Genomic DNA, 15,101 nt, shown 5'->3' with positions numbered 1-15,101 from the left:
GTCTGTTGAAGACGCCTTATCGTCACCTGGTCCGCCCATCCAAGAATAAAACAAGAGGTTTCCCAACATGGCCAGACCCCCTGTGCTGTTACCCGCTCTGTATCTATCGACGCTCCTCACCGCTTGCGCCGGCCAACCGCACACCGCCGCTCCGACAAGTTGGGTGAAAATTAACGGCGCAGCGCCAGTGCGGTTGCATTTCGAGACGCCCCGCCCTGACCAAAAGCTGGCCTACGGCGAATTCGAGCCCGGAGAATACCGCTTACGATTCGGCTCCGCCGACACCACGGCGGAGCCCGTCAAACTTTACCGCAAGATGGATCTGCAGCCGGATATGCATGGGGACTACATCCTGCAAATAGAAACTGCCGGCGTCTACCAGATTTTGCTGAATCAGGGGGATGAGCCGCATTTTCGCGTCAGTAAACGCGCCGCCCTCGACCAGGCTGAAACGAAAAGCACGACCGCCAAAGCCACATCAGACGGGGTTTGCGCTCCCGCAACTGAAGAGCAAACTATTCAGGTCGCGCCAGTTTTCAAGGATGGAGAATGGGTGCGGGACTTCTACTCCGGCCAGCGCGCCCAAGTCATCGGCGGCAAGATCAGTTTGACGCCCGCCGCCGACAGCGAGGGCCTGATGCTGCTGGAGGCGGACACTGCGACGCCACAACCCTTCACCTGGGATAACGCCACCGTCTACTTCGCTCTTACTGACCGTTTCGCCAACGGACGTACGGATAACGATCACAGTTACGGACGCCAGGCGGACGGCGCTGAGGAAATCGGAACCTTCCATGGCGGCGACTTCGCCGGGCTTATCGGCAAACTCGACTACCTGCAAGCACTTGGCGTGAACGCGCTTTGGGTGTCGCCCCCCTTCGAACAGATCCACGGCTGGGTCGGCGGCGGCGATCGCGGCGATTTCCCCCACTACGGCTATCACGGCTACTACATCCTTGATTTCACCCGCCTGGACGCCAACATGGGCACAGAGGCGGAGCTGAAGACATTGATTGAACAGGCCCACAAACGGGGCATTCGAGTGCTGTTCGACGTCGTGATGAACCACCCCGGCTACGCCACCCTGCAGGATATGCAGGATTTCGGCTTCGGCGGCCTGTTCGACGGTTTTGAACAGTACCTTCCGCCACGCTGGAGCGACTGGAAACCCAGCGGCAATGAAAACTTCCACGGCTATCACGCCAACATCAATTACGACCACGCCAAATGGGCGGACTGGTGGGGGCGCGACTGGGTGCGGGCGGGCATTTATAACTACGACAGCCCACCCAACGCTGGCGTCGATCCGATCAAAGGATCGCTGGCGTTCCTGCCGGACTTTAAAACCGAGTCAGACCAGACTGTCGCCCTGCCGGCCTTTTTGCGCAATAAGCCCGACACTGGGGCCCGCGACCTTCCCAACGCCAGGGTTCGGGACTATCTGATCAGCTGGCTCACGCAGTGGGTGCGCGACTACGGCCTTGATGGATTTCGGGTAGACACCGTCAAGCATGTAGAGCCGGCGTCCTGGTTGGCGTTAAAGCAGAAGGCGACGGACGCTTTGGCGGAATACCGCAATCAGCGCGGCGCTCCCGAGGGATTTAACGCCCCCTTCTGGATGGTGGGCGAAGTGTTTCCTCATGACGTCAGCAAGAGCGCCTATTTCGACGCCGGTTTCGACGCGGTGATCAACTTCGACTTCCAACGCAAATTCGCCCGCCAGGGCGCTGACTGTCTATCCAACCTGGAGCCGGTTTACCGCGATTACGCTGAGAAACTGAACAGTGATTCTGACTTCAACGTCATGAGTTATATCTCCTCTCATGACACCAAATTGTTCAGCACCCTGGCCAAACAATCGCCGGAGCTGCAAAAGCGTGTCGCCGCCGCGTTGTTGTTGACGCCAGGCGCCGTGCAGATTTACTACGGCGACGAAAGCCTGCGGCGTTTCGGGCCCACCGGCTCTGATCCCAGCCAGGGGACCCGTTCCGATATGAACTGGACGGATATCGACGCCGGCGCCGTGGACGCAATGCTCTCCCATTGGCGTAAGATTGGCCAGTTCCGCCACCGGCACGCCGCCATTGGCGCGGGCCGGCACCAGCAGCTCAGCGACGCGCCCTATGCGTTCGCCCGCACTCACGGCGAGGATCGCGTCGTCATCGTCTCCGCAGAAAGGAGGCGTTAGCGCTTCACGCTTCTACCAGCTCCGACGGAAGACCTGGCCTCCGTCGGAGCGGCTAAATATCCTTACAAATTACCGCTGATTAATAACCAAGTCGTAATCCCCAGGGGGGGGATTATGGTCTAGAATGACCATTACCCCCCGCCGATTCCCAATTTACTTATCGGGCGTATTTGCAGTATCAACAGAGCCTAAGGAGCGCAGTTATGCAATTAAGCGATAAAACCCCTACCCGATTGGTCCAGGTTTCATTATTTTTCTCCGCCGCCCATTTCCTGTTTGGCGGCGTGACTTGGTCGAACATCCTGTTGTTCCTGATCTTCACAGGAACCGTCTATATCTCCACCAAGTTGTTCATCATTATTCAGCAGCTACAGATGGCCACCGTGACAGACCTCAGCGAGCTCAAGCTATATCTGATGGGCGCCGCCGTGCTGTTCATCGGCATCGCCACATTCGCTTATTCCTATATGTTCGGCGTCTTCTATCTGTTCATTACTGGCGTCTACTTTATTTCGCCTTATGATCGCGCCTGGTTGGCGGGCAAATCACGCATGGTGGTTTACGACAACAAAGTGGAATACCGCGAAGTCTGATACTGACGCGCCCGCCCCTCGCTGAAACGCGCCTTTCGCCACAGCGTCGGCGGGCTCTCCGCCTCTTGCCAGGGAATGCTTCACGCGTTAGTTTGATGAGTCATTTTCATATAAATCATCAGCATACGCCGACAAGGAACGATACATGAAAACCCTAGGCATTCTGGGCGGAATGAGTTGGGAGTCGACCCAGAGCTACTACCGCCACATCAATCAAGGCATCAAGAACTCCCTGGGCGGTCTGCACTCCGCCAAGATCCTGATGCACAGCTTTGATTTTGCAGAGATTGAGCGCCTGCAGGCGCAACAGGACTGGGACAGCCTCGCCGAGATGCTGGCGGAAGCCGCCGCTGGCCTGGAGCGAGCCGGCGCCCAAGCCATGTTGATCGCCACCAACACCATGCATAAAGTAGCGCCGGAAGTAGAAAGACGTCTCACTATTCCTCTGTTGCACATAGCCGATGCCGCGGCTGACGAGCTACAGCGCAACGGTCATAAAAAAGTGGCGCTGCTGGGCACCCGCTACACCATGCAGTTAGACTTCTATAAAACGCGCATTTATGACGCCACCGGCATTGCAGTGATCACACCGGAGTCGGCGCAGCAGGAAGAAATCAACCGCATCATCTATGAAGAACTGTGCCGAGGCGAACTGCTTCCTTCATCCAGAGATTTCTATTATCGCGTCATTGAAGGCCTCGCCAACCAAGGCGCAGAAGGCGTGATACTGGGCTGCACCGAAATCGGCTTGCTGGTCAGCCCAGAAGACTGCGCCGTTCCGCTCTATGACACCACGGACCTGCATTGCGCCATGGCGGTGAAATGGGCGACTGCATAAAACCCGCCATCGCTCTGACGCTAGCCTTGTCATTGAGCGGCTGTGCAGCATTGCGCGATGATCCCAGCGACTGGCTGGGGAAAGACAAGATTGCGCACTTCACCGCCTCCGCCGCCATCGCCGCGGCGGCGGCCGATCAACTGGACAGCGGCTCTCGCAGCGACTGTGGAAGCGCGGCGTTAAGCGTAGGAGTGGCCATGACATTCGGCGCGGGAAAAGAGTATTACGATGAAAACCAGGCAGGGAAGTATTGGAGTTACAAGGATATGGCGGTCAACTTGTTAGGCGCCTTGACGGGCTCGCTGGCCGCATCAAGATGCCTGTGAGCCTCACGCCAGATTGACATAAGGCGCTGAATCAGGCGACACAGTGGCCGCGAGCGGCTTCCAGCAACGCATACCAATCAGTTCGAGACATCTCATGGCCAACCCCGGCCAAAGCGTCGTTGATACGGGATTCGCGCAAAGATCCCAGCACCGGGAGAGGACTTCCGGGAATACGCTTCAGCCAGGATAACGCCAACCCCGTTTCAGAAACGCCAGTTTGGGCCGACATCTTGGCCAGGGCCTCACTCAATGCAGGTATCCGCGATAATCCGCCGCCGCCCAATGGAGACCACGCCATCGTCTGTACCTGATCCCGCCGCAGAGCGTCCATGGTTCCATCAAACAGGGATTGGTTCGCCAACAGGGAAAGCTCTATCTGGTTGCAAAGCAAAGGCGCATTCAGGTGATCCGCCAGCAGACGCCAGTGTTCGGGCAGAAAGTTAGACACCCCGATGGACCTGATCTTGCCGGCCATCAGCAGGTCTTCCAGTACCCGCGCCGTATTCTCCATCGGCATCAAGGGGTCTGGTCGATGCAGTAGGAAACAGTCGATGCTGTCCACTTGCAGACGACGCAAAGAGTCATCCACACACGCCATCACATAGGCGGCTTCCGTGTTGTAATGCTTCACGAAATCAGACGAGCCGTCCTCAGCGGGAGGAACGATATCGCACTTGGAAATCAGGCGCACATGCTCCTTCAATTCTGGAGCGGCCTGCAACGCCAGACCAAACAGGCGCTCGCATTCGCCGCCGCCGTAGATATTAGCGTGATCGAATACCTGCAGCCCCTGATCCAGACGCGCCTCAATCCACCCCGCCAACGCTGGCGCAGGACAGAGTTCCGGGTAATCCAACAGGCGCATCATCCCCAGCGCCAAGGGCGCCTCTTGCAGCTTGGCCCTCACTTGATCCACTAATGCACCTCTTGGTTTTTCAATGCTTCCGCAGCGCCGAGCAAGCCCGTGTAGGTCTCCGTCACCACGTAGACCGGAATGCCGCCCAGATAGTCGCGCATCCGCCCTTTGTCTTCAAAACACTGGCGAAAATCGCTGTCGCGGAAAAAATCAATAAAGCGGGGAATAATGCCGCCGCACACATAAACGCCGCCAAGCGCGCCCAACGTCAGCGCCGCATTGCCCGCCACGCGTCCGAATATGGCGCAGAACAGTTTTAAGGTTTTATGGGCGATCAGGTCGCTGTTCGCCAGCGCAGCTTCCGTAACCTGTGAAGGTTGCGTGTGCGCCGGCTCCACGCCGTCGATCTCGCACAGGCTGCGATACAGGTTCAACAAGCCTTCGCCGCACAGAATCCGCTCAACGGACACCCGCCCGAAACGTTCTTTCAGGATTCGCAGCACGCTGATTTCCACTTCATCCGTCGGCGCGAAATCGACATGGCCGCCTTCGGTGGACAATGGAGCCCAATCGGTCATGGTGCGCACCAGACCAGACACGCCTAATCCTGTACCAGGGCCAATCACCAGTCTGGCTGCGCCGTCTTTGCCTTCACCGCCGCCAACTTTCTGCAAGCGCTCGTCCGCCACGTGCAGAGTGCCAAGCGCCATAGCGGTGAAATCATTAACGTACTTGAACGTATCAAAGCCCAAACGGGCCTGCATGTCCGCCTTGTTGAAAGTCCAGTGATTGTTGGTCATTTTGATGGTGTCGCCATGCACCGGGCAGGCGAACGCCATACAGGCTTCATGCACTTCAGCTTCTGGATGATGGGCCAGGTAATCCCGCACCGCTTCATCCAGATTGGCGTAATCATTACAAGGAAGCACCTGGATGTGCTCCAGTTCGAAACTATCCCGGGCCACCAGCGCGAAACGCGCATTGGTGCCGCCAATATCGCCCACCAGGGCGTATTGCGCTTTACTCATCGACGCTACTCCAGAAACTAGACGCGCCAGCTTCCGCATGGCTGGCTTGACGGCGCATCATACCGAACAACTCGCGGCCATAGTCAAGCTCATTCGCGCTCAGATTCGCCGTCGCCAACGGACGGGCGTCAAACTCTTCCGCAGAGGTCAATATTTCCAACACGCCGTTGCGCGCGTCCAGGCGGATCATATCGCCATCGCGCACTTTCGCCAGCGGACCGCCGTTGGCCGCTTCCGGGTATACGTGAATGGCCGCCGGCACCTTGCCGGAAGCCCCAGACATGCGTCCGTCCGTCACCAGCGCCACTTTGAAGCCACGGTCCTGCAATACCCCCAGGTAGGGCGTCAGCTTGTGCAGCTCCGGCATACCATTGGCTTTCGGGCCCTGGAAGCGCACGACCACAATGCAGTCCTTATTCAGTTTGCCGCTGCTGAAAGCGTCGCCCAGGTCATTTTGGTCGTCAAACACCACCGCCGGCGCTTCCACCACCCAGTGCTCTTCCGCAACGGCGGACACTTTGATAACGCCGCGTCCCAGATTGCCGGACAGCACTTTCAAACCGCCATTGGGAGAGAACGGCTCCGCCGCCGAACTCAGTACGGCGGGGTTGAGTGTTTCCGCTGGAGCGTCTTTCCATACCAGTTCATTGTTCTGCAACACAGGGCCTTGGGCATAGCGGCTCAGGCCTTTGCCCACTACCGTTTCCACATCGTCATGCAACAGACCCGCGCCCAGCAGTTCCTTAATAAGGAAGGGCGTGCCGCCGGCCTCATGAAATGCATTCACGTCCGCCTGACCGTTCGGGTAGATCCGGGTCAACGAAGGGACGACGTCGGAAAGTTCCGAGAAATCGTCCCAGTTGATAATCACACCCGCCGCCCGAGCGATCGCCACCCAGTGCATGGTGTGGTTGGTGGAGCCGCCAGTAGCCAGCAAGGCCACCAACGCGTTGACGATGGTTTTCTCGTCCACCATATCCGCCATACCCAGAGTCCCGCCATTGGGCGCGGACAAACGCACCGCCTGCTGCGCCGCTTCTCTAGTCAACGCTTCCCGCAGCGGGGTGTTGGGATGCGTGAACGCCGCACCGGGCAGGTGCAGGCCCATCACTTCAACCAGCAACTGGTTGCTGTTGGCGGTGCCGTAGAAAGTACAGGTGCCCGGACTGTGGTAAGACTGGCTTTCCGATTCCAGCAGTTCGTCTTTGCCCACTTTGCCTTCGGCGTAAAGCTGACGAATGCGCTGCTTCTCTTTATTAGGCAGACCTGATGGCATCGGACCGGCGGGAATCAATATAGAAGGAAGGTAACCGAAGCTCAGCGCGCCGATCAGCAGGCCGGGCACGATTTTGTCGCAAATCCCTAATAAAAGGACGGAGTCGAACATATTGTGGCTGAGCGCAATCGCCGTGCTCATGGCGATGGTGTCGCGGGAGAACAGACTCAGCTCCATGCCTGGTTGCCCTTGCGTCACGCCGTCGCACATGGCGGGCACGCCGCCGGCGAACTGCGCCACGGAGCCCATATCCCGCACCGCATTGCGAATCACTTCTGGATAGGTTTCGTAGGGCTGATGCGCGGAGAGCATGTCGTTGTAGGCGGAAACAATTGCGACGTTGGCCTCATTCATCAAACGCAGCACATTTTTATCCGACTGTGTACAGGCCGCAAAACCATGCGCCAGATTGCCGCAAGCCAGCGTTTTACGCTGCGGCTTGTTGTTTTTCAGGTTCTCCATGCGCTGCAAGTAGGATGCTCGGGAGGCTTTGCTGCGCTCGATAATGCGTCGGGTAACTCTGTCTACAGTCGGGTGCATAGCTGATCGCTCTTTTATATGTTCGTCTGTTTGTCCCAATTGAACGCCGGGCGGCTGCGCTGATAAGCGGATAACTCTCTGCCCGACGAGGAAAAAACCAATTATTTGGTAATATTACAAGATTAATTGATCAAAATCACGACATGACCGTACCATTCCGGAATTTATTTTGTTATATTTACTACATGTGAAAACAAAAAATTCCCCACCTGGAGGATTGGCATGACGATTCGAGTTGCTATTAATGGTTTTGGTCGCATTGGACGCAACGTTCTCCGCGCCCTTTATGAAAACAACTATCGCAAAGACATTCAGGTAGTCGCTATCAACGATTTAGGCGACTCCGCCATCAACGCTCACCTGTTCAAGTATGACACAGTTCATGGGCGGTTCTCCGGTGAAGTCAGCCATGACGAAGAGTCCATGACCGTCAATGGCGACCGCATCTCCATCAGCGCGCAAAGAGACCCCAAGCTGCTGCCCTGGAAAGCCCTGAACGTAGACGTAGTCTACGAGTGCACAGGTTTCTTCACCAGCAAACCCAAGGCCATGGCTCATATTGAAGCCGGCGCCAAGAAAGTGATTATTTCCGCTCCAGGAACTGAAGTAGACGCCACGGTGGTTTTCGGCGTTAACGAAAATGTTCTCAGCGCGGACCATCAGGTTATCTCCAACGCATCATGCACCACCAACTGTCTGGCGCCGGTCGCTCAGGCTCTGCAGGCGGCGGTAGGCATTGAAAGCGGTTTGATGACCACGATTCATTCTTATACTAACGATCAAAAACTCACTGACGTATACCACTCGGACCTGTACCGCGCGCGTTCCGCCACTCAGTCCATGATCCCCACCAAAACCGGCGCCGCAGCGGCGATTGGCCTGGTGTTGCCAGAACTGGAAGGCAAGCTGGACGGCATGGCGGTCAGGGTTCCCACCATCAATGTTTCTCTGGTGGACTTTTCTTTCATCGCAGGCAAAGACACCAGCAAAGAAGAAATCAACCAAATCATGCGGGAAGCTGCTGCGAAATCAGCAATTCTCGACTATAACGAAGAGAAACTGGTATCGGCCGACTTCAACCATTCGGCGTTCTCCAGCATCTTTGACGCGGGCCAAACCAAAGTTAAAGGCCGCCATGTAAAAGTCATGGCTTGGTACGACAACGAGTGGGGCTTCTCCAACCGTATGCTGGATAACACGCTGGCTCTGATGAAGGTCGCCAGATAATCCGGTTCATACGAGAGGTAGAGATATGTTACGTCGCACCAAAATAATCGCCACGCTGGGTCCAGCCACCAGTTCGTCTGAGGCGCTGGAATCCATTATCAAGGCGGGAGTCGATGTTGTCCGGCTCAACTTTTCCCATGGCGAAGCCGCTGAGCACATCGCCCGTGCGGAACTGGTGCGCGAACTCGCGCGCAAGCAAAATCGTTTTGTCGCCATTCTTGCCGACCTGCAAGGACCCAAGCTGCGCATCGCGCGCTTTGTCGACGGCAAAGTCACTTTGACGCCAGGCCAGCGCTTCGTATTGGACGCACGCCTGGATAAAGAAGCCGGCGATATTGATCGGGTCGGCATCGACTACGAACAACTGGTGAACGACGTCGCCGCCGGAGACATCCTCCTGCTGGACGACGGACGTCTGGAGCTGGAAGTCGAGCAAGTTGTCGGACTGGAAATTATCTGCCGCGTGATTATCGGCGGCAAGCTGTCCAACAACAAAGGCCTGAACAAGAAAGGCGGCGGACTTTCCGCCAATGCGCTGACGGATAAAGACAAAGCAGACATCAAGACCGCCGCCAAGCTGGGCGCGGACTATGTCGCCGTTTCTTTCGCACGCACTCCGGAAGACATGCATGAAGCGCGCGCGCTGCTGAAGGCGGAAGGCTCCAACGCCAGCCTGATGGCCAAGATCGAACGCGCCGACCTGGTTCATAACCCCGAACAACTGGACGCCGTTATCCTGGCCTCCGACGCAGTCATGGTGGCTCGCGGCGACCTGGCGGTGGAAATCGGCGACGCAGAACTGGTCGGCGTACAGAAACACATTATCGCCCGGGCCAGAACCCTGAACCGGGTGGTGATCACTGCGACTCAAATGATGGAGTCCATGATCAGCAGCCCCATGCCAACCCGCGCGGAAGTATCCGACATCGCCAACGCGGTGCTGGATTACACCGACGCAGTCATGCTGTCCGCCGAATCAGCCGTGGGCCAGTATCCCGCGCAGGCGGTGGAAGCCATGGCGCGGATTTGCGTTGGCGCAGAGAAACATCCGTCCACGCATCAATCCAAACACCGTATTCATGAGGGGATGTCCCGCATAGACGAATCCATCGCTCTGTCGGCGATGTATGCGGCCAACCATCTCCAAGGCGTGAAGGCGATCATTTGTATGACGGAAACCGGCGCTACGCCGTTGTTGATGTCGCGCATCAAATCGCCTCTGCCGATTTACGCGTTCTCGCGCCACCATGAAACTCAGCACAAAGTCGTTTTATACCGCGGCGTGCAAACTATTCCCTTCGATTCGGATCAGCATCCTAACGAAGAGATCAACCAATTGGTGGTGAATGAGCTGGTGAAACGCAATGTCGTGACCGATGGCGACCTGGTAATCCTTACCAAAGGCGACTACGTGAACGCACAGGGCGGCACCAATACGATGAAGATCGTACGCGTAGGAGGTTCTATTCAGTAAGGATGAAGGGTCCCAAACGCTTTTTATCCGCTTTAGCAGGAGACCGCGTCTAACCCGGTCTCCTCATTTTCGATCACACTCTCGCACTCGCAATCTGAGTGATTTAGCAGGGTTCCGGAGTCCCCATTCCACCCTGCTCTTTTTTTGCCTGCTATTTGGGCTGACGCTCCGCAGCCTCGCCAAACTCCTCCCGCCCCTTCCTGCTTGTCACTAAACGCAAACGTATATCCTGGCCGCCAAACCGCTTGAGCGCCTGCCGGACGACACATGTCGAACTCATAAACGGGCAAGCGAAGTCTGCAGGTAAACGCCCTAGGGCCTGTTGACGTTTCACATCGGCAGCCATAAATACCCACAAGCCATGGCTACCATACTTTCATAGTTTCTCTTCAACTTGTCATATCTCGTCGCGATGGCCCGGTACTGTTTGAGTCGGGCGAAGGCATTTTCCACCAAATGGCGATACTTGTATAAACCCCAATCCATATCGTCATTACCTTTGACAGAGTTTCGCTTTCTCGGTATCACGGCCCTGGCCCCCTTCCTTTCGATCTGTGCCCGCACTCGTTCACTGTCGTAGCCTTTGTCTCCGACAATCGCCTCTGACGAGGGAAGCTTTTCAATCAACTCCGCCGCTGCTGTGCAGTCATTGACCTCGCCTCCAGTGATCTCAAATTCCACTGGAAGACCATAGGCATCCACGGCCAGATGCACTTTCGTGGTATTGCCCGCCCGACTCTTTCCAATCGCCTGAGGCTCTTCCGTACAGGCTCCTGCGCTGTGCTGATGGGCCTTCACATAGCTGCCATCAATGAACCCCCATTCCAAATCCGGCTCGCGGACCAAGCTCCGGAAGATCCTCAACCACTTGCCTTGGGTAGACCAGGAATTGAATTTTTTGAACACCGAATTCCAGTCTCCAAACTGCCCTGGCAAGTCTCGCCAGGGACACCCCGTCCGCATTCGGTACAACATGCCTTCCACCATCATTCGTAGTGTGGGCTTGTTATAGATTCGCTCTTGCAGCATGATCTCTTTCAGCTTCGACCAAAGCTCGTCACTGAGCATCAATCGGGGCATCGCAAACTCGTTTTGTTGTTGGTGTGGGAACCGCAATATGACGAGTTTGCGCCTATCTATCACCTATGACGAAACGTCAACACGCCCTAACAGCAACTTTTCCCTTATTGCTTTATGCGCCGTGCAAATATGGAAGCGCTTATCGAACACATCCAGATAAATCTCGTGATTCACCAAGTATTCATAGAACTCCCGGTTTGGGTAATAGGGCTCCAGCTCCTCTACTTGTTCATTTTCCTCATGTAATTTGCTGGCGACCAAATATTCCTTAACGTTGGCGATAGTTGCCTGCAAAGGCGAGTCTGTATCCCCCTGCCAGAAGGCGATAATTTCGCCTTGTATGGCGTGGCCCAATCCAGCCCACCAGTCCTCTACTTCCCCGTGTCTCTCCTGCGCCACGCCTTCAAGAAAAAATGAGGGCGCAGACGTACTACTTTTCATTATCTCAATCTCCTCCACAGCCGCCTCCGCATCCTCCGTCACCATCGCTATCACCTCCGCCAGCGCAGCCGGAACCGCATCCAATATGACTGGCGCAATAGCCAACGCCTCCCGGACCTTTGCAGTTAAGGCTGTAAACAAAGCCATCAGGAATCTGTAAATCGTGATCCATCGAAAAAATCAACGGCAGGCGATTTGGGTTGCGACGATCGATCCCTTCCTTGTGACAGGCCAGCCGCCATGCGGTCTTGATGCCGCTCTGCGCCTGGGTCGGGCTTCGCATGGCTTCCGCCGGCGTATGATGCAGGAAGCGGCCGAAACACTTCTGGCAAAACTGCTCGTATGCGCGGGTGAACAATATGAACTCGTGCCAGGCCACATCCACCGCCTGCGAGGGCATGGCCACCATGCGTCGACCGCCTAGTTGGCAGAGCGCAAAATACTCCTTCAGCCCAGTCATGACCATCTCTAGTTGCGAGTCGTTCAGATGCTGGTATTTGTTCTGGACTTTGCTCTTAATGCTACCGGGAAATTGAAATGCCTTCAGCGCCTGCCGTCGCGCCCGCTTAAGCAACACACGATAGAGTATAAAGGCAATAACCGCTCCCGCCGCCAACCACGCCATAACGCTTACCTCTTGCGCTGAGGATAGAACGAAGCCTCCTGCGTCGCGCCTTCCAGTATTAATGGATTAAAGAAAAAGTATGGATTACAGGAAAAGTTTAGACGTAGCTGCTTTATCTTGTGCAATGACTTTCAGTTATGGCGCCACTGAGCAATCATTCTATAAATGCGTGTTCGCCTTGCCGCAATACACCGGGCCCTATCACCTGCGCATATACGCCGAAATTAAACTGCATATGCTCGCCAATCGTCCTGGTGATCATAAGATCATCGTGCAAATCAGACTGCCGCATCCCCGTCATGACGCACCGTTCAGTCAGTCCGCAAATTTCCAGACGCAGCCCGCCGGAAAAGGAAAGGGTCTTACCCAGCCAGTCGTGCTCCACTACACCAACACCAGAGGTCGACAGCAGGATATTAGGCCGAAAGCGGCGTTCGTCGATAAGCGACTCAGGCAGCAGCCCTCGCAACCAATTCAGCGCTGAAGTGGAAATCAGGTGTACAGGCCCCGCATCAAGGTGCGATACAGCCTCTTCTCGCACCAACGTTACCTCCTGCCCCAACACGGAGGAAAGAGCTTGATTCAGGTCGGGATGGTCGTTCGACATGACCCGCCCATCAGGCAATCGCAACGATACCGAGTCGGCGTCAGAGCTCGCGCTCATCGTCAAAAGCCCTTCTATCCTGGCGAAGCGTCTTGTGTTCTTACCGCTGCCAAATTTACCCACTCCGTTGCGGACAGCGAATATCCGGTCGCCCACCACACCGCGTCCGTCAAACGTCAGAGCATCGAGCGCTTCTCCCAGAAGTGATTTAACCGGATAGCGCCACAGGGACGACGCGGCTCCAATTGACTGCATGCCAAGGTTCCTTATTTGAGAATGAGTCGGAATGTAAGACTGATGCGCTCCCCCACGCCCGGCATTTTGGGAATCGCATGCATCCAGCGGTCCTGTACGCCTTTATCCATGTACAGCAGCGCACCATGTTCGAGCATATAAGTTACAACATGCGCCTTATCCGCTTTACTACGGTAGGAAATACGCCGCTCGGCGCCCAAAGAAATGATCGCCACGCCCGTTTCCGGCGCCAGCTCTTCCGAAGAGTCGGAGTGATATCCCATGGACGATTCGCCATCAGGGTAGTAGTTCAAAAGACAATTATTCGGGCAAAAGCCCAGCGTCTTTTCAATGTCGCGCCCTACTCGCGCCAGATTTTCCGGTAGCTCCGTTTGCGGATAGCTCATGCCAGAATAATCATATGAAACGCCAAAGCTCGCCGTTTTCCTGGCTTTGAGACGTTCATCCCACGCCACGTTATCTTTCAGCTCACGAAACAGCGCATCCGGGCGTTCCACAAAGGCCGTTTGCAGAATGATATCTGGAGTCATCTCGCAAACCGCCTAGCCATGCCTCGCCGCAGCGGTTAGCACGCCTGCGCCAACAAGCAGGGAGCCGCCGACGCGGTTGAAACGCTTTAGCGCTTTGGGGTCACCTAACATGGAGCGCAGTTTGCCGGCGAAAACCGCATATATGGCGGCGTTGAGAACGCCTAACACCAAAAAAGTAGCGCCGAGTATGACAAATTGTGGAGCCAGCGCCGCCTCAGTGGAGACAAATTGCGGCACGAAGGCGATAAAGAAGATGATGCTTTTAGGATTAAGCGCCGTGGTGATAAACGCGCTGATGAACTGACTGCGCCCGCTGACGCCAGTCGCCTGCCCATCTTCAGCGCTCAGCGACGTGGAAGAGCGAAACATTTTCACGCCCAAATAGGCCAGATATAACGCGCCGACCCACTTCAAAATAGTAAACGTAAGGGCGGAAGCCGCCAGAATAGCGCCAAGGCCGAGAAAGGATAAGGTCATGGCGACCAGATCTCCCAATCCCACGCCCGCCGCCAAGGGCGCGACAGAGCTTTTTCCTGACGACAGCGCCTGGCTGACCACCAGCATGACGGATGGCCCGGGGATCATCACCACAATCAGAGACGCCACCACAAACATCAAATAAGTATCCAGACTCATACGCCACCGCCATAACGCTGTAGATCAAATATCGATTCCAGCAATGTACCCCGCTCACGCGCAAAGGGTCAATGAAGTAGAAGGGAGTATAGATAGGAAGTATCTGAAGGCCATCGCCCGCATGTATGTGCGGCGGCGATGGCTGAGGTAAGTCTGATTTTACGCGCTTGTCCACATCAAGGTCACAAGCGTCTATTTAGCGGAAATAGTCGTCTCGATTGACGCCGTCGAAAGCAACCTGACTTAAGACAACATTGTTTGAAACAACCTCCGTGAGCCACAGGGACAGGGATCATTTCTCCCCAGCTTTTCATGCAGATCTTTGTCTCCATGAACGACTCTGTAGCCGCGCTTCACCTGCGTTTCAGAGGGATAACCTTTCCTGCGCTTACTGGTGACCTCGAAAGCACAGCATTTCTTCGTATTTGGTACGCATGACACACCTCCATTGATGTTTCTGTCATTGTTGCTCCTCTCGCCTAACGGCGGGGAGGCGGCATCATAGCACTAGAAACGCATTCGACAAAGTCGCGCCGACATCATCAGGAGGATGAACAGGGACAAGTCTGGAATAGATAACAGTG

Annotated in this window: 16 protein-coding genes; 6 read left to right on the top strand and 10 right to left on the bottom strand. The window is 55.8% G+C overall.

The features are described 5' to 3' along the window. Positions 1 to 67 precede the first annotated feature (67 nt). The 4 genes from AC2IBB_RS03690 to AC2IBB_RS03675 all read left to right on the top strand — a co-directional run bounded on the left by AC2IBB_RS03690 (position 68) and on the right by AC2IBB_RS03675 (position 3,945). Positions 68 to 2,188: an alpha-amylase gene (locus tag AC2IBB_RS03690; RefSeq protein ID WP_486331563.1), complete on the top strand. Its 2,121-nt coding sequence runs from the start codon at positions 68 to 70 to the stop codon at positions 2,186 to 2,188. Positions 2,189 to 2,391: 203 nt separating this feature from the next. After that, entirely contained in the window at positions 2,392 to 2,781 is a 390-nt protein-coding gene (locus AC2IBB_RS03685; protein WP_486331562.1) for a hypothetical protein, read from the top strand. A 145-nt stretch (positions 2,782 to 2,926) separates the two neighbouring features. Then, positions 2,927 to 3,619, top strand: coding sequence for an aspartate/glutamate racemase family protein (locus AC2IBB_RS03680; protein WP_486331561.1), 693 nt, complete (start codon positions 2,927 to 2,929; stop codon positions 3,617 to 3,619). Then, a complete protein-coding gene (locus tag AC2IBB_RS03675; protein WP_486331560.1) occupies positions 3,604 to 3,945 on the top strand; it encodes a YfiM family lipoprotein in 342 nt (113 codons plus the stop codon). The genes AC2IBB_RS03680 and AC2IBB_RS03675 overlap by 16 nt, the downstream gene beginning before the upstream one ends. A 31-nt stretch (positions 3,946 to 3,976) precedes the next feature. Here the strand turns inward: AC2IBB_RS03675 and AC2IBB_RS03670 are convergent, their stop codons facing one another. Genes AC2IBB_RS03670 through edd form a run of 3 tightly spaced genes read right to left on the bottom strand, consistent with a single transcriptional unit; the run spans position 3,977 to position 7,645 of the window. Next, the gene (locus AC2IBB_RS03670; protein ID WP_486331559.1) at positions 3,977 to 4,861 is read right to left on the bottom strand and encodes an aldo/keto reductase; all 885 of its coding nucleotides are present in this window, start codon (positions 4,859 to 4,861) and stop codon (positions 3,977 to 3,979) included. Next, complete coding sequence (locus AC2IBB_RS03665; RefSeq protein WP_486331558.1) at positions 4,861 to 5,829, bottom strand: glucokinase; 969 nt, start codon at positions 5,827 to 5,829, stop codon at positions 4,861 to 4,863. The genes AC2IBB_RS03670 and AC2IBB_RS03665 overlap by 1 nt, the downstream gene beginning before the upstream one ends. Next, a complete protein-coding gene (edd, locus tag AC2IBB_RS03660; RefSeq protein WP_486331557.1) occupies positions 5,822 to 7,645 on the bottom strand; it encodes a phosphogluconate dehydratase in 1,824 nt (607 codons plus the stop codon). Before edd ends, AC2IBB_RS03665 begins: the two co-directional genes overlap by 8 nt. Before the next feature lie 222 nt (positions 7,646 to 7,867). Here edd and gap point away from each other — a divergent pair, with 222 nt between their 5' ends. Together gap and pyk are read left to right on the top strand one after the other, a co-directional pair. Beyond that, entirely contained in the window at positions 7,868 to 8,872 is a 1,005-nt protein-coding gene (gap, locus tag AC2IBB_RS03655) for a type I glyceraldehyde-3-phosphate dehydrogenase (protein ID WP_486331556.1), read from the top strand. Between the two features lie 25 nt (positions 8,873 to 8,897). Continuing rightward, the gene (gene pyk, locus AC2IBB_RS03650; RefSeq protein ID WP_486331555.1) at positions 8,898 to 10,346 is read left to right on the top strand and encodes a pyruvate kinase; all 1,449 of its coding nucleotides are present in this window, start codon (positions 8,898 to 8,900) and stop codon (positions 10,344 to 10,346) included. A gap of 330 nt (positions 10,347 to 10,676) precedes the next feature. Here pyk and AC2IBB_RS03645 read toward each other — a convergent pair whose 3' ends face one another. From AC2IBB_RS03645 to AC2IBB_RS03615, 7 genes are all read right to left on the bottom strand, one after another. Next, entirely contained in the window at positions 10,677 to 11,426 is a 750-nt protein-coding gene (locus tag AC2IBB_RS03645; RefSeq protein ID WP_486328406.1) for an IS5 family transposase, read from the bottom strand. A 63-nt stretch (positions 11,427 to 11,489) separates the two neighbouring features. Continuing rightward, complete coding sequence (locus AC2IBB_RS03640; protein WP_486331554.1) at positions 11,490 to 11,867, bottom strand: hypothetical protein; 378 nt, start codon at positions 11,865 to 11,867, stop codon at positions 11,490 to 11,492. A 4-nt stretch (positions 11,868 to 11,871) separates the two neighbouring features. After that, positions 11,872 to 12,492: a glycine-rich domain-containing protein gene (locus tag AC2IBB_RS03635; protein WP_486331553.1), complete on the bottom strand. Its 621-nt coding sequence runs from the start codon at positions 12,490 to 12,492 to the stop codon at positions 11,872 to 11,874. A 154-nt stretch (positions 12,493 to 12,646) separates the two neighbouring features. After that, complete coding sequence (locus AC2IBB_RS03630) at positions 12,647 to 13,351, bottom strand: MOSC domain-containing protein (protein ID WP_486331552.1); 705 nt, start codon at positions 13,349 to 13,351, stop codon at positions 12,647 to 12,649. Positions 13,352 to 13,362: 11 nt separating this feature from the next. After that, complete coding sequence (locus AC2IBB_RS03625; protein ID WP_486331551.1) at positions 13,363 to 13,881, bottom strand: alpha-ketoglutarate-dependent dioxygenase AlkB family protein; 519 nt, start codon at positions 13,879 to 13,881, stop codon at positions 13,363 to 13,365. Between the two features lie 12 nt (positions 13,882 to 13,893). Continuing rightward, complete coding sequence (locus AC2IBB_RS03620) at positions 13,894 to 14,517, bottom strand: LysE family translocator (protein ID WP_486331550.1); 624 nt, start codon at positions 14,515 to 14,517, stop codon at positions 13,894 to 13,896. A gap of 243 nt (positions 14,518 to 14,760) precedes the next feature. Next, positions 14,761 to 14,874, bottom strand: coding sequence for an SEC-C metal-binding domain-containing protein (locus AC2IBB_RS03615; RefSeq protein ID WP_216738955.1), 114 nt, complete (start codon positions 14,872 to 14,874; stop codon positions 14,761 to 14,763). Between the last annotated feature and the right edge of the window lie 227 nt (positions 14,875 to 15,101).

The organism is Hahella sp. NS-SX17 (genome assembly GCF_057367735.1).
Note: the sequence above shows the minus strand (reverse complement) of the source record. Positions and strands in the feature narration are given on the sequence as shown.